This is a genomic window from Streptomyces xingningensis (assembly GCF_054957865.1).
In genome coordinates this window covers 1-20,794 of record NZ_JBDJPF010000083.1, presented here as the reverse complement: position 1 = coordinate 20,794, position 20,794 = coordinate 1, and the positions used below count along the sequence as shown (strand labels likewise).

Here is a 20,794-nt window from a genome sequence, read left to right as displayed (position 1 = left end):
GGGGGGGGGGGGGGGGGGGGGGGGGGCGGGGGGCGGGGGGGGGGGGGCGGGGGGGGGGGCGGGCCGCGGCCCCCCCCCCCCCGCCCCCGCGGGCCGGGCGCGCGCGGCCGGGCGCCCCCCCCCGCCCGGCCCCCCCCCCGCCCCCCCCGCCGGGCGGGGCGCGCCCCCCCCCCCCCCCCCCCCCGGCCCCCCGCGCCCGCTCGCCCGTGAGCCCGGGCCCGCTCTGCCATCGCCGCCCGGCGCGCGGGATCGGTGAGGAGGGGGCTCACCGCGTCCCGGAGCCGGCTGGCGGTGACGTCGCCGAGCAGGGCGACGGCGGCCCCGGCCTCCTCCAAGTGGCGGGCGTTGTGCGCCTGTTCGTTCCCTGCCGAGGAAGCGAGGGGGACGAAAACGGCCGGTTTACCGAGGGCGGTCAGCTCGGCCAGCGTCCCGGCCCCGCTCCTCGACACGACGACGTCCGCGAGCGCCAGGACGTCGGGGAGCTCCGGGCCGACGAACCCGGCGAGGTAGTATCGGCCGGCCGTCGGCGCGGGCAGGGCCGCTACGTGCCGCCGAAGCTCCTCGACGTTGTCCGGGCCGCACTGATGGATCACGTTCGCCCGCTCCAGCAGCCAGGGCAGCGCGTCTCGAACGATGCCGTTGATCTGCTGGGAACCCTGCGCGCCGCCGGTGACGTACACGGTCGGCAGCCGCCGGTCGAAGCCGTGCAGACCCAAGGCTTCCACTGCCTTGTCCGGGCGCCCGGCCAGCACCTCAGGCCGGATCGGGTTGCCGGTGACGACTGCCGCGCCGCGTACCGCCTCTGGCAGGAGGGGCACCGTGGACTCCGATGACACCGCGATCCGCGTTGCCGAGCCTGCAAGCTTCCGGTTGGCCAGGCCCAGGCGCACCGTCTGTTCGTGCAGCACCAGCGGGCGCCGGCACATACGGGCGGCCAGGCCGGCCGGGACGGCGACATAGCCGCCGGTGGCGAGGACCACGTCCGGCCGGAAGTCCGCGACCAGCTTCCTCGCCTGGGCCACGCCGAGCGGGACCCGGGCCATGTCCTTCATGTTCGCCGCCGACATCATCTTGAGCGGGTTGCTTGAGCGGCGGATCTTCCCCGTGGCCACCGTGGCGAACGCGACGCCTTCAGCAGGCGCGACACGTGCCTCCAGGCCATCGGCAGTGCCGATCCACAGGACGTCGAGGGTTCTGGCATCGGCCGACAGCCGATTCTGCAGGGTGCGGATCGCGGTGAGCGCCGGGTAAGTGTGGCCGCCGGTGCCTCCCCCCGTGACAATGAGACGGAAGGCGTCGGTGGAGCGGTGTTCACTCTTCACCTGGCGCACCCTACTGGCTTCAACGGACTTGGAACTAAATAGGACTTGGTCAGGTTGGCGCTGGGGCGGGGATGGGTCGTTGCCGATGGCCAAGGCCGTATCCTCATCCAACGCCGCAGAGACAACGACCTGTGGGCACTTCCGGGCGGGTGCCATGGACCCGCGCCACATCATCGCGTACAACGACGGCGAGGTACGCCTCAACCCCCCTCCGGGAACACCCGCTCCCCCGTCCCCGCCACCCGGATCGCGATTGCCTCCACCGGGCAGCCCTCGGCGGCCTCCCGGACTTCTTCCGACACCGCCACCTCCGGCGCCACCGGGCGGGACTTGTGCGCCGGGTCCAGGCGGAACGCGGCGGGTGCCAGTGCCGCGCACTGTCCCGACCCCACGCACGCCCCGCGGTCCACCTCGATGCGCCAGCGGGCGGCGGGCATCACTCCACCGCCTCGTGGCCGCGCGAGTCCACCGCCCCATGGCCGCGCGGCAGGTGGATCATCTTGTGCTCCAGGTACTCCGCGAAGCCCTCCGGCCCGAACTCCCGCCCGAGGCCTGAGCTCTTGTAGCCGCCGAACGGCCCCAGTACGTCGAGGCTGAAGGTGTTGACGCAGTACGTACCGGTACGCACCCGCCGGGCGATGTCGATGCCCCGCTGGTCATCGGCCGTCCAGACGCTGCCGGACAGGCCGTAGTCGGAGTCGTCGGCGATGCGGACCGCCTCCTCCTCGCCCTCGTAGGGCAGCAGGCAGACCACCGGCCCGAAGATCTCCTCCCGGGCGACCCGCATGGTGTTCCGGACGTCGCCGAGGAGTGTCGGCTCCACGTACCAGCCGGTGCCGGGCTCGGTGGGCCGTCCGCCGCCCGCCAGCACCTTGGCGCCCTCCCGCCGTCCGAGGCCGACGTACTCCAGCGACCGTTCCCGCTGCCGCCGGGTCACCAGCGGGCCGATCTGGGTGGCCGGGTCCAGCGGATCGCCGACGATCAGCGCGTCGGCGGCGGCCGCGAAGCGGTCGGCGTAGTCGGCGTAGCGGTCGCGCGGCACCAGCACCCGGGTCTGCGCCACGCACGCCTGGCCGTTGTTCAGCCAGGCGTTGGGCGCGATGCCGGCGACGGCCGCGTCCGGATCGGCGTCCGGCAGGACGATCGCGGCGGACTTGCCGCCCAGTTCCAGCGTGACCCGGGTGAGGTGGCGCGCGGCGGCCGCCATGACGCGGCGGCCGGCGGCGACCGACCCGGTGAACGACACCTTGTCGATGCCGGGGTGGCCGACCAGGTACTCGCCGGTCTCCCGCCCCGCGGGCAGGATCGACAGCACCCCCTCCGGCAGCCCCGCCTCGGTGACGATCTCCGCCAGCAGGCAGGAGTCCAGCGGGGTCTCCGGCGCGGGCTTGAGCACCACCGGGCAGCCCGCGAGCAGCGCGGGCGCGAGCTTCGCGGCGGCCGTGAACTGCGGTACGTTCCACGGCACCACGGCCGCCACCACCCCGACCGGCTCGCGGCGCACCAGCAGCGGCCCGAGCGCACCGGCCCGCCGCTCCTCGTACGGGAAGTCCCGGGCGACCCTGATCGCGCCGTCCCACACCATGACCGCGCCCAGCGCCTGCGCCAGGACGCTCCAGGAGCAGGGCGAGCCGTTCTGGGCGGAGATGAGCTCGGCGATCTCCGCGTGCCGGGCGGTCAGACCGTCCTTGATCCGGGTGACGATCTCGATCCGCTCGGCGAGCGGCCGCCCGGCCCAGTCGTCGAACGCCGCGCGGGCCGCCCGCACGGCCCGGTCGACGTCGGCCGGGGAAGCGTGCGGCACCCGGCCGATGACCTGCTCGGTGTGCGGCGAGACGACGTCGATGACCGCCCGGGAGGCGGGCTCGGCCATCACCCCGCCGATGAAGAGCCGTTGCTGCTGTCCATACTCGATATCTGACGCCACGTCAGTTGTGATACCAGCTCCACCCCGGCCGGACAATGGCCCGCGGGGCAGCCCACCCGGCGGCGCCCGGTAAAATGCCGGGGACAAACTCACCCAGCAGCCCCGCGCAGCGGCCCGGCGGCCCGGCAACACCACCGAGAGGCACCCACCCATGGTTCCCCACCCCGCCGCCCGCCGGGCCCTCGCGGCCACCGCCCTCGTGCTGCTGGGCGGCATTGCCGCGCCCAGCGCCTTCGCCGACGCCACTCCGGGGTCCCGGGCCTCCGCGCTGTACGGCAGCACGGATCCCAAGTTCGACGGCGTCTTCCGCCAGTCCCTCGCCTTCCTCGCCCAGAACGCGACCGATGTCACTCCCGCCAAGGAGGCCGTCGACTGGCTGGCCGGCCAGCAGTGCGCCGACGGCGGCTACCCCGGGTACCGGGCCGACACCACCAAGCCCTGTGATCCGCAGAAGGACGAGTTCACCGACCAGACCGCCACCGCCGTGCAGGCCCTGGCCGCCGTCGGCGGGCGCAGCGAAAACGTGCGGAAGGGCCTCGACTGGCTCAAGGCCCACCAGAACACCGACGGCGGCTGGGGCATGAACCCCGGCGCGATCAGCAACGCCAACTCCACCGCCGCCGCCATCGGCGCCTTCGCGGCCGCCAACCAGGACCCGGCGAAGGCCACGGCCAAGAGCGGCAAGAGCCCGTACGACGCCCTGCTGTCCCTGCAGTTGGGCTGCGGCACCAAGGAGACCGGCACCAAGGGGACCGGCGCCTTCGCCTGGGCGCCCCAGAAGGGCGAGCTGCCCGCCAACGACTCCGCCACCGCCGCCGCCCTGCTCGCCGCCCAGGGGCACGGCTTCCTCGTCCAGCCCGCGGGCCAGGACGACAAGCCGGTCAAGGCCTTCGACTGCCCCAGCGGAAACGACAGGCCCAAGCCGAAGGACGCCCCGGCCGCCGCCGACGCCGCGGCCGCCTACCTGGCGAAGCGGCTGGACGCGAGCGGCGGGCACCTCGAGTCCGCCATGCCCGGCGCCCCCAAGGGCCCCGACTTCGGCAGCACCGCCGATGCCGTCCTCGCGCTGGCCGCGGGCGGCCACCGCACGGCCGCGGCGGGGCCCCTGAAGTGGCTCCGGTCCAAGGACTCCAAGGCGGCCGAGTGGGCCAGGGGCGACTCGGGCAAGGGCGACCCGGCCCGGCTCGCCAAGCTGGTGCTCGCGGCCCATGCCGCGGGCGCCGACCCCCGCGACTTCGGCGGCACCGACCTGGTGTCCCAGCTGAACGCGACCGGCCCCAAGCCGGACACCGCGGCGGCCAACGCCGAGGAGAAGAAGGACGAGAGCGGCACCACCTTCAGCGTCTGGTGGTTCGTGGGCGTCTTCTTCGTCGCCAGCATCGGCGTCGGCTTCCTGATCAGCAGCCGCCGGAAGAAGCAGCCGTGACGGCGGTACCCATACGCACCCTCCGCGCGGCCGGCGCCCTGCTGATCGCCGGGCTGCTCACCGTGCTCCTCGGCGCACCCGCGCAGGCGGTCGGCTACCGCTACTGGTCGTTCTGGCAGTCCGGCGGCGGCAAGGGCTGGACCTACGCCACCCAGGGCCCGTCCCAGGCACGGCCCGGCGACGGCGATACGGTCGGCTTCCGCTTCGCCGTGAGCGCCGACTCCGCGAACGCGGCCGCGCCCCGCACCGCGCCCGGCTTCCCCGCGGTCTGCGACCGCACCCCGGCCAAGGACGGCAGCAAGCGGGTGGCGGTGGTCCTCGACTTCGGCACCCCCGCCGACGCTCCCGGCGGCGAAGCCCCGCCCCCGGCCCGTACCGCCTGTGCGCGGGTCGGCACGGATGCGAGCGCCGGTGATGCGCTGGCGGCGGTCGCGGGGCCGCTGCGCTACGACTCCTCGGCGCTGCTGTGCGCCATCGCCGGCTACCCGAAGACCGGCTGCGGCGAGCAGGTCGGCGCGCGGAAGGACTCCGCAGGCGGCGGGGACTCCACGGACACCGGGGATGGCGGTGGCGGCGGGGACGGCGGCCCGTCCGTCGGTCTGATCGCCGGTGCCGCCGCCGTGGTCGTCCTCGGCGCCGCCGCCATCTGGCAGACCCGCCGCCGGCGCGGATGAGCGGCCCGTACGGGCGCACCCGCGAGCTGCATGCGGGCGCGTGGTGGATCTGGGCGCTGGGGCTGGCGGCCGCCGCCTCCCGCACCACCAACCCGCTGCTGCTGGGCCTGTTGACCGCCGTCGCCGGATATGTGGTGGCGGCCCGGCGCACCCGGGCGCCCTGGGCGCGTTCCTACGGGGCGTTCCTCAAGCTGGGTGTGGCCGTGATCGCCATCCGGCTGGTTTTCGCCGTGCTGCTGGGCTCGCCCATTCCCGGCACCCACACCGTCCTCACCCTGCCCGAGGTACCGCTGCCCGACTGGGCGCGCGGGGTGCGCATCGGCGGGCGGGTCACCGCCGAGGGGCTGGTCTTCGCGCTGTACGACGCGCTGAAGCTGGCCGCCCTGCTGACCTGCGTGGGCGCGGCCAACGCGCTGGCCAGTCCGGCCCGGCTGCTGAAGTCCCTGCCGGGCGCGCTGTACGAGGCGGGGGTCGCGGTGGTCGTCGCCATGACCTTCGCACCCAACCTGGTCGCGGACGTCCAACGGCTGCGTGCCGCACGGCGGTTGCGGGGCCGCCCGGACCGTGGCCCGGCCGCCCTGCGCCAGGTCGGGCTGCCGGTGCTGGAGGGTGCGCTGGAGCGGTCGGTCGCCCTGGCGGCGGCGATGGACGCGCGCGGCTACGGCCGCAGCGCCGAGGTCCCGCGCGCGGTCCGGCACACCACCTCGGCCCTGACGCTGGGCGGCCTGCTGGGCATCTGCGCCGGCACCTACGGGGTGCTGGCCGACCAGGGCGCCGGCTACGGGCTGCCGCTGCTGCTGGCCGGACTGCTCGGCGCGCTCGCCGGGCTCCGGCTGGGCGGGCGCCGCTCGGTCCGCACCCGCTACCGCCCGGACCGCTGGGGCCCGCGGGAGTGGCTGGTGTCGGGCTCGGGCGCGGCGGTGGCCGTGCTGCTGGTCTGGACGGGCTCGGCCGAGGCAACGGCCCTGCATCCGCCCGCCGTGCCGCTCACCGCACCCACGCTGCCGCTGTGGCCCGCCGCCGCGCTGCTGCTCGGGCTGGCGCCCGCGTTGCTGGCACCTGCTCCGGGCGACCACCGCGCCCCCGAAGGAGACCCCCCGCAGTGATCCGCTTCGACCAGGTCTCCGTCACCTACGACGGCGCCCCCACCCCCACCCTGCGGAACGTCGGACTCACCGTCCCCGAGGGCGAGTTGTGCCTGCTGGTGGGCCCCTCCGGGGTCGGCAAGTCCACCCTGCTCGGCGCGGTCAGCGGCCTGGTGCCGCACTTCACCGGCGGCACCCTGCGCGGCCGGGTCACCGTCGCGGGCCGTGACACCCGCACCCACCGGCCGCGCGAACTGGCCGATGTGGTCGGCACGGTGGGGCAGGATCCGATGGCCCACTTCGTCACCGACACCGTCGAGGACGAGCTGGCCTATGGCATGGAATCCCTCGGCCTGCCCGCCGACACCATGCGCCGCCGCGTCGAGGAGACCCTCGACCTGCTCGGCCTCGCCGACCTGCGGGCCAGGGCCATCGCCACGCTCTCCGGCGGGCAGCGGCAGCGCGTCGCCATCGGCTCGGTGCTCACCACCCACCCCAAGGTGCTGGTCCTGGACGAACCGACCTCCGCCCTGGACCCGGCCGCCGCCGAGGAGGTGCTCGCGGTGCTGCAGCGGCTGGTCCACGACCTGGGCACCACCGTGCTGCTCGCCGAGCACCGGCTGGAACGCGTGGTGCAGTACGCGGACCAGGTCATCCTGCTCCCCGCGCCCGGCGCGGCCCCGCTCATCGGCGACCCGGCCGAGATCATGGCCCGCTCGCCGGTCCATCCGCCGGTCGTCGCCCTGGGCCGGATCGCGCACTGGTCGCCGCTGCCGCTGTCGGTGCGCGATGCGCGCCGCAGGGCCGCGCCGCTGCGCGAGCGGCTGGCCGCCGCGCCGCCCCCGGCCGCGCCCGCACCGCCCGCGATACCCTCGGCGCCCGTGCTGCCCCAACCCCGCCCGCGCGGCGGCCTGTTGCCGAGGGCCCGGCGCCCGGCGGCCGAGGCCGTGCCGCCCGCCGCCGAGACCACCGGGCTCTGGGTGCACCACGACCGGCACCAGGCGCTCCGCGAGATCCGCCTGACGGTGCGGGCCGGGGAGGCCGTGGCGCTGATGGGCCGCAACGGGGCGGGAAAGTCCACCCTGTTGCGCACCCTGGTGGGCCTGCACCGGCCCGCGCGGGGCACCGCGCTGGTGGGCGGGCTCGTCCCGCACCGCACCGGCCCGCGCCAACTGCTGCGCCGGGTCGGCCTGGTGCCGCAGGAGCCCCGCGACCTGCTCTACGCGGACACGGTGGCCGCCGAGTGCGCCGCCGCCGACCGCGACGCGGACGCCGCGCCGGGCACCTGCCGGGCGCTGGTCACCGAGCTGCTGCCGGATGTCCCCGACACCACCCACCCCCGCGACCTCTCCGAGGGCCAGCGGCTGGCGCTCGCCCTCGCCGTGGTGCTCACCGCCCGGCCGCCGCTGCTCCTGCTGGACGAGCCGACCCGGGGTCTGGACTACGCGGCCAAGGCCCGCCTGGTCGAAATCCTGCGCTCGCTGGCGGGCGAGGGCCATGCGATCGTGCTGGCGACGCACGATGTGGAACTGGCCGCCGAACTGGCGCACCGGGTGGTCATCCTCGCCGAGGGCGAGGTCGTCGCGGACGGCCCGACGGCCGAGGTCGTGGTCTCCTCGCCCGCGTTCGCCCCCCAGGTCGCCAAGATCCTGGCTCCGCTGCCCTGGCTCACGGTGCCGCAGGTGCGGGGCGCGCTGGAAGCGCTGGAGGGAACGCCATGACCCGGGCCGTCCGGCTGGGCCCGCGCTCGGTCGTGGCGCTCACCCTGGTCTCGCTGACCGGCGTGGCCGCCTTCGGCTGGCCGCTGCTGGCCGCCGACTCCGGCCTCGCCCACTCCCAGGACGCGCCCTGGCTCTTCGCCGCCCTGCTCCCGCTGCTCCTCGCGGTGGCGGTCGCGACGATCGCCGACACCGGCCTCGACGCCAAGGCCATCGCCATGCTCGGCGTACTGGCGGCGACGGGCGCGGCGCTACGGCCGCTGGGCGCCGGAACGGCGGGCATCGAGCCGATGTTCTTCCTGATGGTGCTGTCCGGGCGGGTCCTCGGCCCGGGCTTCGGCTTCGTCCTGGGCGCGCTCTCGATGTTCGCCTCGGCCCTGCTGACGGGTGGCGTCGGCCCCTGGATGCCGTTCCAGATGCTGGCCATGGGCTGGGTCTCCATGGGCGCCGGCCTGCTCCCCGGCCCCGGCCGGCTGCGCGGACGCGCCGAGCTGGCGATGCTCGCGGCCTATGGCGCGGTGGCCTCCGTCCTCTATGGCGCGGTGATGAACCTCCAGGGCTGGCCCTATATCGGCTCCCTCGCCTCCGGCATCTCCTTCGTCCCCGGCGACCCGCTCCCCGACAATCTGGCCCGCTTCCTCACCTACTGCCTCGCCACCTCCCTGGGCTGGGACCTCCCGCGCGCCCTGGTCACCCTCACCGCCACCCTGACCCTGGGCCCGGTGGTCCTCAAGGCGCTGCGCCGGGCGACCCGACGAGCGGCCTTCGACGCACCGGTGGGGTTCGGGGAGGCGGGGTAGGAGGCTGCGGTTCAGCCCAGCTGCCAGGACCGAAGGCGGCTGGCGATGTCGTAGACGGTGAGCCGCAAGGCCCGGACGTCGTCGATCAGTTGCTTCCATTGCTCGTATGGGGCATCGACCGTTTCGCCGGACGCTCGGATGTACGCCACGGCAACGCCGTAGCCAAAGAATTCATTGCGGGCGGGCAGCGGCCGCAACAGCACTATCGCGTCGAACAGCGCCGCCGCACGCCAATAGGTGTCCGGTGAGTCCTCGTCCAGGCTCGGGGTGTTCACCCGGTGCCTGGCCACGGCGGCGGCCAGCCCCGAATAGTCGCGTACCTCGAGGTTCTTGCCGAGCAGCTCTTCCTGGCGCTCGAGAAGCCAACGATGGTCGATGAGCAGTTCCAAGGTCAGGCCGCCCTGCGGTCAGCCGATGCGACGGTGGAAGGGACGGGACCGAAGTCGCGGTCGAATGCCTCGGCGAACCCGGGTCGCGCGATGGCTTCGCGGAATGCGTCAGTGGCCTGGCGCAGGCCCTGCTGGTTCTCTTCCTCGACCGCCAGCTGCGCAAGGTAGGCTCGAACGCTCATGTTGCGGGCAGCGGCCAAGGCCGCGAAACGGTCCCGCGTCTCGGTATCGATCTTGACAGTGGTGTCAGTCATGCCCCGAGTATGCGCCCGCCACTACCTCCACGAATACCCACGGCGGGAGAAGCACTCTTTCGGGTACCCCGGACACGCACGCCACCTACAGCCGCTGAATGATCGTCCCCGTCGCCAGCGCCCCGCCCGCGCACATCGTGATCAGCGCGAACTCCCCGTCCCTGCGCTCCAGTTCATGCAGCGCGGTGGTGATCAGCCGGGCGCCGGTCGCCCCGACCGGATGCCCCAGCGCTATCGCGCCGCCATTGACATTGACCTTCTCCAGGTCCTGCTCGAAGACCCGCGTCCAGGACAACACCACCGAGGCGAAGGCCTCGTTGATCTCCACCAGGTCGATGTCCCGCAGCGACATCCCCGCCTTCCCCAGCACCGCCCGGGTGGCGTCGACCGGCCCGTCGAGGTGGAAGTGCGGGTCGCTGCCGACCAGCGCCTGGGCGACGATGCGCGCCCGCGGTCGCAGCTTCAGGGCGCGGGCCATCCGCTTGGACGCCCACAGCAGAGCGGCGGCGCCGTCGGATATCTGTGCGGAGTTGCCCGCCGTGTGGACGGCCGTCGGCATCACCGGCTTGAGCCCGGCGAGCGCCTCCATGCTGGTGTCCCGTAATCCCTCGTCCCGGTCGACGAGCCGCCACATGCCCTGCCCGGTGAGCTGTTCCTCCTCGGTCGTCGGCACCTGGACCGCGAAGGTCTCCCGCTTGAAGCGCTCCTCGGCCCAGGCCCGGGCCGCCCGCTCCTGCGAACGCAGGCCCTGGGCGTCGACGTGTTCGCGGGTCAGTCCGCGCTTGCGGGCGATCCGCTCGGCGGCCTCGAACTGGTTGGGGAGGTCGACGTTCCACTCGTCCGGGAAGGGCCGGCCCGGGCCGTGTCTGGATCCGCTGCCCAGCGGGACGCGTGACATGGCCTCGACGCCACAGCCGATGCCGATGTCGATGACCCCGCCCGCGATCATGTTGGCGACCAGGTGGTTGGCCTGCTGGGAGGAGCCGCACTGGCAGTCCACGGTGGTGGCCGCGGTCTCATACGGCAGGCCCATCGCGAGCCAGGCGGTGCGCGCCGGGTTCATCGACTGCTCGCCGGCGTGGGTGACCGTGCCGCCGACGATCTGCTCGACGCAGTCGGGCTGGATGCCGGTGCGGGCCAGGACTTCCCGGTAGGTCTCCCCCAGCAGATAGGCGGGATGGAGATTGGCCAGCGCGCCCCCGCGCTTGCCGATGGGGGTGCGTACGGCTTCGACGATGACGGGCTCGGCGGCCATGGCTCGTCCTCTCCTCGCGTCCGCGGGACGACCCGGCGCCCACGAACCTCGGCCGAACTGGTACGAGTTCCACTTCTGTGCGCAGTCTTATGACTGCAACCCCCGGTACGCAAGGGTTGCGCAAAGTGGCCCTCGGGCAACAGATGGCGTCACCTCCCTTGCCAGGTTCCGGTCCCACGGTTAGCGTCGGACCCCACTTCTGACGGCCCATCAGACGATGGGGTGGTCATCGATGACCTGCCCAGCCCTTCCCGAAGGCTTCGACTTCACCGACCCGGGCCTGTACCACCGGCGGGTCCCGCTGCCCGAGTTCGCGCTGCTGCGCCGCACCGCCCCGGTGTGGTGGAACGCCCAGCCGCACGGGGTGGCGGGCTTTGCCGACGACGGGTACTGGGTGGTCACCCGGCATGCGGACGTCAAGGACGCCTCCCTGCGGCCGGACGACTTCTCCGCCGCCCTCAACACCTCGATCATCCGCTTCAATGAGCACATCCGCCCCGAGAACATCGACGCCCAGCGGCTGATCATGCTCAATATGGACCCGCCCGAGCACACCCGTATCCGCCAGATCGTCCAGCGCGGCTTCACCCCGCGCGCCATCCGCGCCCTGGAGACGGCGCTGCGCGCCCGAGCCCAGGCGATCGTCACCGCGGCACTCGACCACGGCAGCGGCGACTTCGTCACCGACATCGCCTGTGAACTGCCGCTGCAGGCGATTGCCGAGCTCATCGGCATCCCCCAGCGGGACCGGGCGCGGATCTTCGACTGGTCGAACAAGATGATCGCCTATGACGATCCCGAGCTGGCCGTCACCGACGACACCTCCGTCGAGGCCGCGACCGAACTCGTCGGCTATGCGATGACCCTGGCGACGGCCCGGGCCGCCTGCCCGGCCCAGGACATCGTCACCCAGCTGGTGGCCGCCGAGGACCAGGGCAATCTGCGCTCCGACGAGTTCGGCCTCTTCGTCCTCCTCCTCGCCGTCGCCGGCAACGAGACCACCCGCAACGCCATCACCCACGGCATGCACGCCTTCCTCACCCACCCCGACCAGTGGCTCCTCTACCGGCACACCCGCCCCGCCACCACCGCCGAGGAGATCGTCCGCTGGGCCACCCCGGTCACCGCCTTCCAGCGCACCGCCACCCGGGACACGGAACTCGGCGGCGTACGCATCAACGCGGGCCAGCGGGTGGGCCTCTTCTATGCCTCCGCCAATCACGACCCCGAGGTCTTCGCCTCCCCCGAGACCTTCGACATCACCCGCGACCCCAACCCCCACCTGGGCTTCGGCGGCGGCGGCCCCCACTTCTGCCTGGGCCGCTCGCTGGCCGCACTGGAGATCGACCTCATCTTCGGCGCGATCGCGGACACCATGCCGGGGATCCAACTCGCGGGCCAGCCACGGCGGTTGCGGTCGGCCTGGCTGAACGGGATCAAGGAGATGCGGGTGCGGTACGGGTAGCCGAGTCCGCCATCACAGCCATCACAAAGCCCTCACACGGACCAGGACCGCAGCCGACCCGCAGCCGCCCGCAAGGTGAGGCTGCCGCCGCGCAGACCGTCGACCAGCTCGGACATGCCCCCGGTGGGCGGCTTGACGGGCTCGCCCGACTGTCCCATATAGCGCATCGCCAGCGCGGAACCGACCACGCCGTTGTAATCGCTCAGCGGCTGGGTCACGACAAACATCTGCAGCAGCACTGCAGCACGGACCGGGGTCTCCAGGTAGAAGGGTTCCCCGGCGTGGAGTTCGTACATGTGGCGGTACACGGCAGCCGCGAGCGCACCCCAGTCGTCGATGCCGATCTCCCTGCCGGTCTGCTCCTCGACCCGCTGGAGGGTTTCCTCGATCCAGCGAGCATCGATACGCAGGAACATCAGCGCTGCCCCACCCCGAATGCCTCCTCGAACTCCGGCATCAACGCGATCACGTCGTCCGTCAGGCCGGAAACGAAGGACTCACGGTCCGGATCGACTTCACTCTCGACCAGCCCCGATACGTACGCCTGAACGGTTACCCCATTGCGCTCGGCCCGCGCCTTGAGCAATTCATGAGTGCGGGCTTTCACCCGGACATTCAACTGCCTCTGGTTGGCTTCCATGAGCGGAGGCTAGCAATCGCTAGGGGCATCCGCGAGATTCCCGTCAACCGGATAGCCACTTGTCACCTACTCCGGTGCGCGCCGAGGGCGCCTGACACGGAGCACCACAGTGGCCCGGACCCTACGCTGTCACCGCTCACCAAGCTCATCCGCGCTCTGGGCACTTCGGAGGCGAGACCTGACGATGAATCACAGCCGATGGAAGACCCTGCGCGAGCGCCGGTATGCCGAAGGGCTCACCGAGCCGGATGACGTCACTGCGGCACGCCATGAGATCCGGCTGTCCATGGCGCTCGCTCAGGCCGTGTACCACCGACGGACCGAGCTCGGGCTGACCCAGGCCGACCTCGCCGTACGCGCCGGCCTCAGCCGGCCGGTCATCTCCCGCATCGAGGGCTCCGACTCCATACCCACGCTGCCTCTGCTCAACAGGCTGGCCCGGGCGCTCGACACCTCCCTCGATATCGCGCTGGACAACGGCAACACGCGGGGCTCCTTCACCGCACACCGCGCCGACACGGTCCGACCCGAGGGGTAGCGAACAAGCCCGCCGGGCCAGACAGCCGCACCGCTACAACCACAAGAGCGGCGAGCGCCGCAATCGCGCTCGCCGCTCCCACCCGGCCAGGCGGTCAGCTCTCCATGGGAATGTGCATCCGGTGCACCTCGGCGAGGTACTCCCGCTGCCGCTCGTTCTGTCCGGTGACGGACACCCCGCCGCGCTCGAGCACGGCGATGGAGATGGGCAGCACCCCGTCCAGCAGGCTCCACAGCTGCCCATGGCTGCTGACGGTCCGCCAGGCCAGCATCTTCCTCACCAGGGCGGCGAGTTCGGGAACCTCGATCTCATACAGCTCCCCGAGATCGGGACCCAGACCACTGGGCTTCTCCAGCACACCGGCGACCGCCTCGAGCACGGCAACATACAACTGCCCCACCCGGAGGCCGGGATTCCAGACCGTCTCGCCCTCGATTTGGAAGATATAGCTCAATCCGTCCACCTCACCAAGATCTTGACCTCGGGATACTCACCCCGCAGCTCCTGAACCCGCTGCTCCACCAGCCTACGCAGCTCCTGACTCGTGCCGCGCTTTTCGAACCAGAAGCCGATCGGAGCCGTCTCATAGTCCTTGATGTACTGGCGAGCCCTGAGGTAGCTGGCGACCTTCTTCCCGACATGCTTGTTCACCCAGTTTTCGGGATTGATCCTCGGGTCGGTGGCATCCTTCTCCTCCCAGAGCACTCCACCATCGATCACATCGATGTCGGTGATGGTGTCGGAGAAGTCCGCCGGGTTTTCAATCTTCGAGTTACGGTCACCTTCGTTGAGGTGGTACTTCCCGTCGGAACCGAGCTTGGCCCGGTCCCCGCTGTGGGGGAAGGTCACCTCCCCGCACGGATCGACATTCGCAGCGGACTTCCGGTTGCCGCCGTGCATCGCCCGGGCCCCGTTGCCCGCCTTGAGGCAACCCGGAGGCCTCTCCGGAGCGGGCTTCTCGGCCTTGGCCTTCTCGACGACCTTCCGCAGCCGGTCGAGGGTGCGCTTGCCCCACTCGGCCCGCTCGAAGAAGTGCGAAATACCGGAACCGACCTTGGCGATGGCACTGACGACCGACTTGAACTTCAGGAAGATCGTGAAGTAGCCGGCCACGTCGACCAGACCCCACAGGCAGCTCTCGACATCGCCCTGCCCGAAGCACCGCTGGACGTTCTTGACGCCCAGCACCTCCAGCAGAACATCGGCGCCGTTCTCCTTGATCCAGTCGACAACGCTCATCGAGGCGGCCTTGTAGGCCGCCCGGTAGTCGTCGACACAGGTCTGGCCACAGGCCTTGAGGAGAAGCGCCTCATCATCGGCGCCCGGCTCGGCCCCGGCGCCGCCGGGAACCCCGACCACCCCGGTTTCCATGGCCTTCTTGCGCTCCGCCTCCTGGCGGGCACGCTCATCGGCCTCGGCCTTGGTGGCCGCCGCGTTGGCCTTGACCGCCTCGTCCCTGGCATTGGCCGCCGAACCCTCCGCGGCCGTCGCATACTTGTCCGCCCGGTCGGCGGAACCCCGGGCGGCCGATGCGTCGGACTCGGCGGACGTGGCCGCGCTGCGCGCACTGCCGGCGTCCTTCTCCGCGTCGTCGGCACTGTTGCGCGCCGCGGCCGCGTCGGATTCCGCGCCAGTGGCGGCTCCGTCGGCCGCGAAAGCGTCGTTGTTCGCTTGCTCGTTGTACTTCTTGGCGTTGGCCTCGGCCCGAAGGGCGGCCGCCGCGGCGTCGGTTGCCTGCGCCGCATAGCCGCGTGCCTCCGACAGGTACCGAGCCGCCCGGGCCGCGTCCTCGGCGCCCTTCGCCGCCGCTTCGGCCGCCGCCTTGGCGTCCTTGGCCGCCTTGGCCGCCAGCTCCCTGGCCTGCTTGGCCGCGCGGGCCGCTTCGTCCGCCTTGGCCTTGGCCGCGGCAGCCTGCTGCTCCGCAAGGGACTTGGACGTCTGTCCGACGATGACGGCCAGCCCGGCCGAGGAATCGGACTCCCGATAGGGGCTGCCGAGCCCGATGGCTATGTCCGCCGGCTTGGCGACCGCGGCCGCGGCATCACGGGCATCGGCGGCGGCCTGTGCCGTCGCATATGCATGTCCGGCCGTTTCCGCGCTGGTCGCCGCCGCCTTCTTGGCCTCGTCCTGGGCCGAGTTGGCCTCGGTACGGGCCTTGGCCGCCTGCTCCGCCGCCTTCTTGGCCTCCTTCTCGGCGTTCCGGACATTCTTGGCAGCCTGCTCGGAAGCCTCGATGGCGTCCGCGGCCGCCGCATGCGCCGTCGCCACCGCGCCCCGCGTGGTGGCCGCGTCGGCCGCGGCCCCGTTGGATGCCGCGCGGGCCCGCTGCGCCGACCCGTTCGCCTTGACCGCGTCCGCCCTGGCGGCAACCGCGGCGTCGGTCGCCTCGTCCGCCGCCGTGCGCGCCTTGGCCGCGGCGTCCGTGGCCTCGGCCGCATCCGCCTTGGCGTCATTGGCCGCGCTTCTGGCGTCCTTGGCAGCGTCGGTGCCCTCCGCCGCCGCCGCGGCGGCCTCCAGGGCCTTGCTGCGGGACACCGCTGCGTTCTGCCTGCGGGCGGCCTCCTCCGCATTCTGGCGAGCCAGTGTCGCCCTGTCTTCGGCGTCCTCGGCCGCGGTCGCCTTCTCGGCCGCCGTGCGCCCGGCACCGTCCGCCCGGCCCCGCGCATCAGCGGCCACGGTCTTCTGTTCCTGCGCCCGCTTGTCGGCCTCGGCGGCCTTGTTGCGCTGAGCGTCGGCGTCCGCCCGGTACTTACGGGCGTTCTCCCGCTCCTTCTCGGCGATGGCCCGCTTCTCGCTCGCGTCCTTCGCCGCATCGCGCGCGGTCGTCTCGGCCTTCTCGGCCGTCGCCTTGGCCGCCGTCGCCTTGGCCGCGTTCGCCTTGGCCTCCTCGGCCTGCCTGCCCGCCGAATCAGCCGCCGCCTTGGCCTGGGAAGCCGCTTCCTCCGCAGCAGCCCGGTGGTACTCGGCCTGGACCGCATGCGCCTGCGTCTCCGCCAGCGAGGCAAGGGTCTTGCTGTCACCGACCGTGGCATTGGTCGCCTTGGACGCCGTCAGCGCCGCCTTGGAGGAGGCCTCCGTCGCGGCCGCCGAGGCCTTGGCGATCTGCGCCGCCTGCTGGGCGTACTCCAGACCCCGGCCCCGCGGCGCCCCGGCCGCATCCGCCGCCCGCGCCGCCTCGTCCTGCGCCGCCGAGACCTTCCCGGCCTCGGCCTTGGCCGAAGCCGCCGCCTGACCCGCCCGCTTCGCCTCGGCACCCGCCTGGGTCTTGGCCTGCTTCAGGGTCGCATCAGCCTGGCGGAAGAGGGATGCCGGGGGAACCGAATTCCCGTGGCGTCGCTGCTCCTGCTGGTACTTCTGCCAGGTGAGGATCGAATTCGCTATCCACGCCTGCCCGGAGGCCTTGACCATGGCGTCCGTGGCGGTCCGCATATCGCGGACGGTCTGTATCTGCGAATTGACGATGGCGGTCCGGGACTTGGCCTGACCGGCCAGTTCCGCCTGCCATTCCTGATGTGCGGCACCGATGACGGGGCCCATCACCTTGTATGGATCGAAGGGGGTGCCGACATCGCACGCGGCCCAGCGCATCTTGAGTGCCTCGGCCTCGGTACGGAACTCGACCGTCCCCTCGTCGGGAGCCTTCTGGAGATAGCCACCGCGTTCGATGAACGCGCGGTAGTCACCCGGGCCGCTCCCCGCACCGAGCAGGAAGTAGATCTTCTTCGCGTACTCGTCGAGCCCTTCGGAAACCTTCTGGGCCTGCTCCTTGGCCGCCGCGGACTCCTCCGGCCGGCTGTACTGGAAGGGGATGTACTCGATGAGGTACTTGCGGATGGGGTCACCGAACTCCGGGGCCCGATACAGATCGTTCTGTTCCAAATAGGTCTTGCGGAACGGCTCGACCGTCTTCGCCCAGTCGTCGTACTGGGAATCCCACACCTTTACATAGGAGTTGATCTGGTCCTCGTCCCGGAACGAAGCCTCGCGCAGCGGGCCGCCGTATGACCACAGTCCGCCTTTCACGGCTTCATGGAGGTCGTTCTCCGAGCCGGTGAGCAGCTTCTCCGCCGTGGCCTTGGTCTCGGTTCCGCCCCGGTTCAGGAGCCCCCCTACCAGGCAACGGTCCTCGCGGACCTGGGTCCCCAGGCCGGCGTTCGGGCTGGGGTCGCCATCATCGGCGCGAAAGTGGGGGGACTTGGACGAGGTCCGCTTATGGGGGTCCGATGGTGCCGCTTCGGCAGCCACGGTCAGCGTCATCGACGCCACCGTGGCGAGGGCTATGCCTCGTAGCACTGGGGGCAGAACGCGTTGCGTTCTGCCCCCAGTGCCCGATTTTCCGCCTCTGAATCTCGTTCTGCGCACGTTGCCACTCTCCAGGTGCCGCGCCGATGGGATGAATCATGAACAATCCCCGTGTGCACCACAGTTGGGCACATGTCCCGACGGCACCTACGGAGACATTCGGATCTTCATCCACGGCGACCGGCTACCGGTACCTCCTCAAGGAGGGGGCCGCTCACCCTGGGCTTGCGGGTATCAACTCCGCATTTGTGCAAGGATCGTGCAAAGAAAAGATCTCGACACCTCGTCGATCGGGGTTACCCTCAGCCGAGGCTCCGAGGCAAAGACCTCACATGGCTCGTGGGGGTGGGAATCATCGCAGCGACAACAGCAACTGCCGCCATAACCGTGCAGATCGTCGACGACGAGGTCCTGGTCAGGGCCAGTATCCGCACGATGCTCAACACCGTCGCCGACATGACCGTAACCGCCGCATGCCCGACCGACGAGGCCGTCGCCACCGCCCGTTCACAACGGCCGGACGTGGTCCTCCTCGGCCTGCACACCCCCGCCGCCGCAGGACTCACCGCGCTCCGTCAGCTGCGCCGCCTGGACAAGCCTCCCCAGGTGGCGATCCTGACCGGCATCGACAACGACCGGCACATCCGCGAGGCCCTCCGCCTGGGCGCCACCGGCTTCCTGCTCAAGGACACCGAACCGGACGTCCTGGCATGCTCGGTACGCGCCCTCGCCACCGGGGCCGGATGCCTCTCCGCACCCCTCATCCGCCTGCTGAGCCGGCATGACCCCCGCGACATGACCATGGCCCAGCGGTGCGGACTCGACCGTCTCTCGGCAAGGGAGCGCCAGACGCTCGGCCTCCTCGGCCAGGGCCTCACCAACGCGGAGATCGGCGAGCGGATGAACATCAGCATCACCACCGTCAAGGACTACGTCAAAGCGGTCCTCACCAAACTCGGCGTGACCAACCGCGTCCAGGCCGCGGTGCTGGCCGCCCGAACGGGCGTGATCCAGTGAGCGGCCCAAGAGGTATGGCTGGCGCACCGAAGTGACAGCTCCTCGGTCTGCCCGGTCAAAGGCCCAAGACCACGCCAACTTTCACCAGACGTATGAAATCGCCCAACCGATGTGTCGTCGTGACCAGTACGGTGCAAGGGGCAGAGCTCTCTCGAAGGACTATCACGGCGGCGGATCTTCCGACCTCGATACAGTTCTCCGGCTCTCCACCGCTGGAGTAAGAAGACTTCTGCCATACAACAGTTGAGGACATGGTTCGGCCTCTCACATTTCCCGTGCGATCCGATGGATCACATCCCGTGATTCGTTGATACCCAGCGCCGACTTGCCGACCCTTTCGAACCGCCCCCGGTATCGCACCAGTTGTGAGGCTTCGTCCAGGATGATATTGCCGTGTGCAGTGTCCAACTGGACCGTGTCGAGCTGCGACACTGCGCCGCCCATGTAGAGCATGGAGTTACCAGCACCCGCAAAGTCCTCGGCATCGAAGGGAACAACGCGAACATCCACATTGCCCCGCTCCGTCATCGACAGGATGTGCTCCAGCTGCGCCCTGGCGATCCGCCTGCCACCAACCCTGATACGCAGCGCGGCCTCATGGACGATCACATCGAGTCTGACCGCTGCAACGCCTTCGATGACGGCCCGGCGTTCCATCCGGAAGGCGATGTACGCCTCGAGGATCTCCGCGGTCAACTCGGCACCGACATAGGAAAAGACCGCCCGCGCGTGGTCCCGGGTTTGCAAAACTCCGGGGATATGGGCGATTTCAACTGACCTTAGGTGGGCAGAGTGATGCTCCAGCTCTGCAAGGTCAAGCAACTGTGGCGGCACAAGACCCCGGTACTTCTCCCACCATCCGACTCCCGGCTTGCCAGTCATGCCGACGAGCGCATCCACGAGTTGCCGATCGCCGCATTGATACTGCGCCGCCAACCGACGAAGCCGCTCCTCGCTGATCCCGAAGCGACCCGACTCGATGTGACTGATCTGCGTCTGGCTCGCACCGAGCAGGGCAGCAGCATCACGTGCCGTCACTCCCGCGGCTTCCCGCAACCTGCGCAGCTCCACACCGAGCCGTACCTGGCGCGCAGTTGGGTTGTTCCTCGGCGGCATGCTGTCCTCCCCATGAGCCACTGCTGCATGCCAGCCTCCCACGATCCGCGGCCGTCCCGGCAAGCCGTGGGTAAAGCTTGATACGTATCAACCATTACCCCTATCGTCTGTGGCGCACCTCTCACGTGGGATTGCGGCCGCATCCGGCTGTCTCAACTCATGCGTGTCGCCGGTAAGTCGGAAGTGCAGCCCTCGAGGCCGGAGGGTCAAGCCACCGCACAGTGGGTGCCTGTTCGCTGCCACTCCTGGAATCCACCACACAGAGAGGCACGCCCTCATGACCCAGCCAGCCTGGCCCTCTGGGGCCGTACCCCACTCGTACACGGCCTTCTGCCCCGCCCTCCCCACATCACCGCGCATCGCACGCGACTTTGTCGCGTCGGTGCTGCACTCGTTGGAGCTCGATGCGCTCATCGGCACGGCGACGCTCTGTACATCGGAACTGGTCACCAACGCATGTGTCTACGCACCCATGTTGGGCTCCCTGCTCTGGCTCACCGCCCAACCCGGGTTCGTACTCGTGACCGTTTACGACGGCAGCCCGATCAAGCCCGTTATCGGCCTTGCTCCCCCTGTCGCATCGCAGGAAGAACACGGCCGCGGTCTACAGCTCGTTGCCGCACTGGCCGACAGATGGGGTACTTACCCAAGCACGCATCCGGGGCTTGGAGGAGTCGGAGCAAAGGGAGTTTGGTTCGCTCTGTCGACCGGATAAGCCCGGATCTCCCCGGAGAAGCTTCCACCCCCCGACAACCGGAACCCGGGGGGGGGGGGGGGGGGGGGGGGGGGGGGGGGGGGGGGGGGCCCGCGCGGGGGGCCGGGGGGGGGGGCGGGCGGGCGGCGGGCCGCCCCCGCGCGCGCGCCCG

Annotated in this window: 19 protein-coding genes and 2 pseudogenes; 9 read left to right on the top strand and 12 right to left on the bottom strand. The window is 71.2% G+C overall.

Features of this window, described 5'->3' with window-relative positions:
* Window positions 1-182 precede the first annotated feature (182 nt).
* Window positions 183-1,322, bottom strand: a pseudogene (locus ABCR83_RS29530) (UDP-N-acetylglucosamine--N-acetylmuramyl-(pentapeptide) pyrophosphoryl-undecaprenol N-acetylglucosamine transferase); the annotation flags it as partial.
* Between the two features lie 45 nt (window positions 1,323-1,367).
* Between ABCR83_RS29530 and ABCR83_RS29525 the strand changes: the two are divergent.
* A pseudogene (locus ABCR83_RS29525) lies at window positions 1,368-1,521 on the top strand (DNA mismatch repair protein MutT); the annotation flags it as partial.
* A 1-nt stretch (window position 1,522) separates the two neighbouring features.
* Here ABCR83_RS29525 and ABCR83_RS29520 read toward each other — a convergent pair.
* Window positions 1,523-1,759 (bottom strand): ferredoxin, encoded by a 237-nt coding sequence (locus ABCR83_RS29520; protein ID WP_462698289.1) that lies wholly within the window; start codon window positions 1,757-1,759, stop codon window positions 1,523-1,525.
* Window positions 1,759-3,195: an aldehyde dehydrogenase gene (locus ABCR83_RS29515; RefSeq protein WP_462698290.1), complete on the bottom strand. Its 1,437-nt coding sequence runs from the start codon at window positions 3,193-3,195 to the stop codon at window positions 1,759-1,761. Before ABCR83_RS29515 ends, ABCR83_RS29520 begins: the two co-directional genes overlap by 1 nt.
* Before the next feature lie 205 nt (window positions 3,196-3,400).
* Between ABCR83_RS29515 and ABCR83_RS29510 the strand changes: the two genes are divergently transcribed.
* Genes ABCR83_RS29510 through ABCR83_RS29490 form a run of 5 tightly spaced genes read left to right on the top strand, consistent with a single transcriptional unit; the run spans window position 3,401 to window position 8,952 of the window.
* Entirely contained in the window at window positions 3,401-4,675 is a 1,275-nt protein-coding gene (locus tag ABCR83_RS29510; protein WP_462698288.1) for a prenyltransferase/squalene oxidase repeat-containing protein, read from the top strand.
* Window positions 4,672-5,349: an SCO2322 family protein gene (locus tag ABCR83_RS29505; protein ID WP_462698287.1), complete on the top strand. Its 678-nt coding sequence runs from the start codon at window positions 4,672-4,674 to the stop codon at window positions 5,347-5,349. The genes ABCR83_RS29510 and ABCR83_RS29505 overlap by 4 nt, the downstream gene beginning before the upstream one ends.
* A complete protein-coding gene (locus tag ABCR83_RS29500; RefSeq protein WP_462698286.1) occupies window positions 5,346-6,455 on the top strand; it encodes an energy-coupling factor transporter transmembrane component T in 1,110 nt (369 codons plus the stop codon). Before ABCR83_RS29505 ends, ABCR83_RS29500 begins: the two co-directional genes overlap by 4 nt.
* Window positions 6,452-8,155 carry an ABC transporter ATP-binding protein gene (locus ABCR83_RS29495; protein ID WP_462698285.1) on the top strand — a complete coding sequence of 568 codons (1,704 nt, stop codon included), beginning with the start codon at window positions 6,452-6,454 and terminating at the stop codon, window positions 8,153-8,155. Before ABCR83_RS29500 ends, ABCR83_RS29495 begins: the two co-directional genes overlap by 4 nt.
* Entirely contained in the window at window positions 8,152-8,952 is an 801-nt protein-coding gene (locus ABCR83_RS29490; RefSeq protein ID WP_462698284.1) for an ECF transporter S component, read from the top strand. Before ABCR83_RS29495 ends, ABCR83_RS29490 begins: the two co-directional genes overlap by 4 nt.
* 11 nt (window positions 8,953-8,963) lie before the next feature.
* Here ABCR83_RS29490 and ABCR83_RS29485 read toward each other — a convergent pair whose 3' ends face one another.
* The 3 genes from ABCR83_RS29485 to ABCR83_RS29475 form a co-directional block, all read right to left on the bottom strand.
* Window positions 8,964-9,341: a toxin Doc gene (locus ABCR83_RS29485; protein ID WP_462698283.1), complete on the bottom strand. Its 378-nt coding sequence runs from the start codon at window positions 9,339-9,341 to the stop codon at window positions 8,964-8,966.
* A gap of 2 nt (window positions 9,342-9,343) precedes the next feature.
* Window positions 9,344-9,595 (bottom strand): antitoxin MazE7, encoded by a 252-nt coding sequence (locus ABCR83_RS29480; RefSeq protein WP_462698282.1) that lies wholly within the window; start codon window positions 9,593-9,595, stop codon window positions 9,344-9,346.
* Between the two features lie 85 nt (window positions 9,596-9,680).
* Window positions 9,681-10,850, bottom strand: a complete 1,170-nt coding sequence (locus ABCR83_RS29475) for a steroid 3-ketoacyl-CoA thiolase (protein ID WP_462698281.1) — start codon at window positions 10,848-10,850, stop codon at window positions 9,681-9,683.
* A 232-nt stretch (window positions 10,851-11,082) separates the two neighbouring features.
* Between ABCR83_RS29475 and ABCR83_RS29470 the strand changes: the two genes are divergently transcribed.
* Window positions 11,083-12,315: a cytochrome P450 gene (locus ABCR83_RS29470; protein WP_462698280.1), complete on the top strand. Its 1,233-nt coding sequence runs from the start codon at window positions 11,083-11,085 to the stop codon at window positions 12,313-12,315.
* Between the two features lie 32 nt (window positions 12,316-12,347).
* Here ABCR83_RS29470 and ABCR83_RS29465 read toward each other — a convergent pair whose 3' ends face one another.
* Window positions 12,348-12,731 carry a hypothetical protein gene (locus ABCR83_RS29465; protein WP_462698279.1) on the bottom strand — a complete coding sequence of 128 codons (384 nt, stop codon included), beginning with the start codon at window positions 12,729-12,731 and terminating at the stop codon, window positions 12,348-12,350.
* Window positions 12,731-12,955: a hypothetical protein gene (locus ABCR83_RS29460; protein WP_462698278.1), complete on the bottom strand. Its 225-nt coding sequence runs from the start codon at window positions 12,953-12,955 to the stop codon at window positions 12,731-12,733. The genes ABCR83_RS29465 and ABCR83_RS29460 overlap by 1 nt, the downstream gene beginning before the upstream one ends.
* A 184-nt stretch (window positions 12,956-13,139) precedes the next feature.
* Here ABCR83_RS29460 and ABCR83_RS29455 point away from each other — a divergent pair, with 184 nt between their 5' ends.
* Window positions 13,140-13,493: a helix-turn-helix domain-containing protein gene (locus tag ABCR83_RS29455; protein ID WP_462698277.1), complete on the top strand. Its 354-nt coding sequence runs from the start codon at window positions 13,140-13,142 to the stop codon at window positions 13,491-13,493.
* 94 nt (window positions 13,494-13,587) lie between these two features.
* Here ABCR83_RS29455 and ABCR83_RS29450 read toward each other — a convergent pair whose 3' ends face one another.
* A complete protein-coding gene (locus ABCR83_RS29450; protein WP_462698276.1) occupies window positions 13,588-13,947 on the bottom strand; it encodes a DUF6086 family protein in 360 nt (119 codons plus the stop codon).
* Window positions 13,944-17,750 carry a hypothetical protein gene (locus ABCR83_RS29445; protein ID WP_462698275.1) on the bottom strand — a complete coding sequence of 1,269 codons (3,807 nt, stop codon included), beginning with the start codon at window positions 17,748-17,750 and terminating at the stop codon, window positions 13,944-13,946. Before ABCR83_RS29445 ends, ABCR83_RS29450 begins: the two co-directional genes overlap by 4 nt.
* A gap of 390 nt (window positions 17,751-18,140) precedes the next feature.
* On the opposite strand from ABCR83_RS29445, the gene ABCR83_RS29440 reads away from it, so the two are divergent.
* On the top strand, window positions 18,141-18,812 hold the full coding sequence (locus ABCR83_RS29440; RefSeq protein ID WP_462698274.1) for a response regulator: 672 nt from the start codon (window positions 18,141-18,143) through the stop codon (window positions 18,810-18,812).
* A 55-nt stretch (window positions 18,813-18,867) separates the two neighbouring features.
* Here ABCR83_RS29440 and ABCR83_RS29435 read toward each other — a convergent pair whose 3' ends face one another.
* Both ABCR83_RS29435 and ABCR83_RS29430 read right to left on the bottom strand, forming a co-directional pair.
* Window positions 18,868-19,065: a DUF397 domain-containing protein gene (locus tag ABCR83_RS29435; protein ID WP_462698273.1), complete on the bottom strand. Its 198-nt coding sequence runs from the start codon at window positions 19,063-19,065 to the stop codon at window positions 18,868-18,870.
* A gap of 11 nt (window positions 19,066-19,076) precedes the next feature.
* Window positions 19,077-19,928, bottom strand: a complete 852-nt coding sequence (locus tag ABCR83_RS29430) for a helix-turn-helix domain-containing protein (protein WP_462698272.1) — start codon at window positions 19,926-19,928, stop codon at window positions 19,077-19,079.
* Window positions 19,929-20,794: the final 866 nt, after the last annotated feature.

Coding starts and splice junctions, on each gene's coding strand:
- ABCR83_RS29465 (WP_462698279.1), bottom strand. CDS start 12,731: ATGTTCCTGCGTATCGATGCTCGCTGGATCGAGGAAACCCTCCAGCGG.
- ABCR83_RS29445 (WP_462698275.1), bottom strand. CDS start 17,750: ATGACGCTGACCGTGGCTGCCGAAGCGGCACCATCGGACCCCCATAAG.
- ABCR83_RS29455 (WP_462698277.1), top strand. CDS start 13,140: ATGAATCACAGCCGATGGAAGACCCTGCGCGAGCGCCGGTATGCCGAA.
- ABCR83_RS29480 (WP_462698282.1), bottom strand. CDS start 9,595: ATGACTGACACCACTGTCAAGATCGATACCGAGACGCGGGACCGTTTC.
- ABCR83_RS29435 (WP_462698273.1), bottom strand. CDS start 19,065: ATGTCCTCAACTGTTGTATGGCAGAAGTCTTCTTACTCCAGCGGTGGA.
- ABCR83_RS29490 (WP_462698284.1), top strand. CDS start 8,152: ATGACCCGGGCCGTCCGGCTGGGCCCGCGCTCGGTCGTGGCGCTCACC.
- ABCR83_RS29470 (WP_462698280.1), top strand. CDS start 11,083: ATGACCTGCCCAGCCCTTCCCGAAGGCTTCGACTTCACCGACCCGGGC.
- ABCR83_RS29430 (WP_462698272.1), bottom strand. CDS start 19,928: ATGCCGCCGAGGAACAACCCAACTGCGCGCCAGGTACGGCTCGGTGTG.
- ABCR83_RS29510 (WP_462698288.1), top strand. CDS start 3,401: ATGGTTCCCCACCCCGCCGCCCGCCGGGCCCTCGCGGCCACCGCCCTC.
- ABCR83_RS29475 (WP_462698281.1), bottom strand. CDS start 10,850: ATGGCCGCCGAGCCCGTCATCGTCGAAGCCGTACGCACCCCCATCGGC.
- ABCR83_RS29460 (WP_462698278.1), bottom strand. CDS start 12,955: ATGGAAGCCAACCAGAGGCAGTTGAATGTCCGGGTGAAAGCCCGCACT.
- ABCR83_RS29515 (WP_462698290.1), bottom strand. CDS start 3,195: ATGGCCGAGCCCGCCTCCCGGGCGGTCATCGACGTCGTCTCGCCGCAC.
- ABCR83_RS29520 (WP_462698289.1), bottom strand. CDS start 1,759: ATGCCCGCCGCCCGCTGGCGCATCGAGGTGGACCGCGGGGCGTGCGTG.
- ABCR83_RS29500 (WP_462698286.1), top strand. CDS start 5,346: ATGAGCGGCCCGTACGGGCGCACCCGCGAGCTGCATGCGGGCGCGTGG.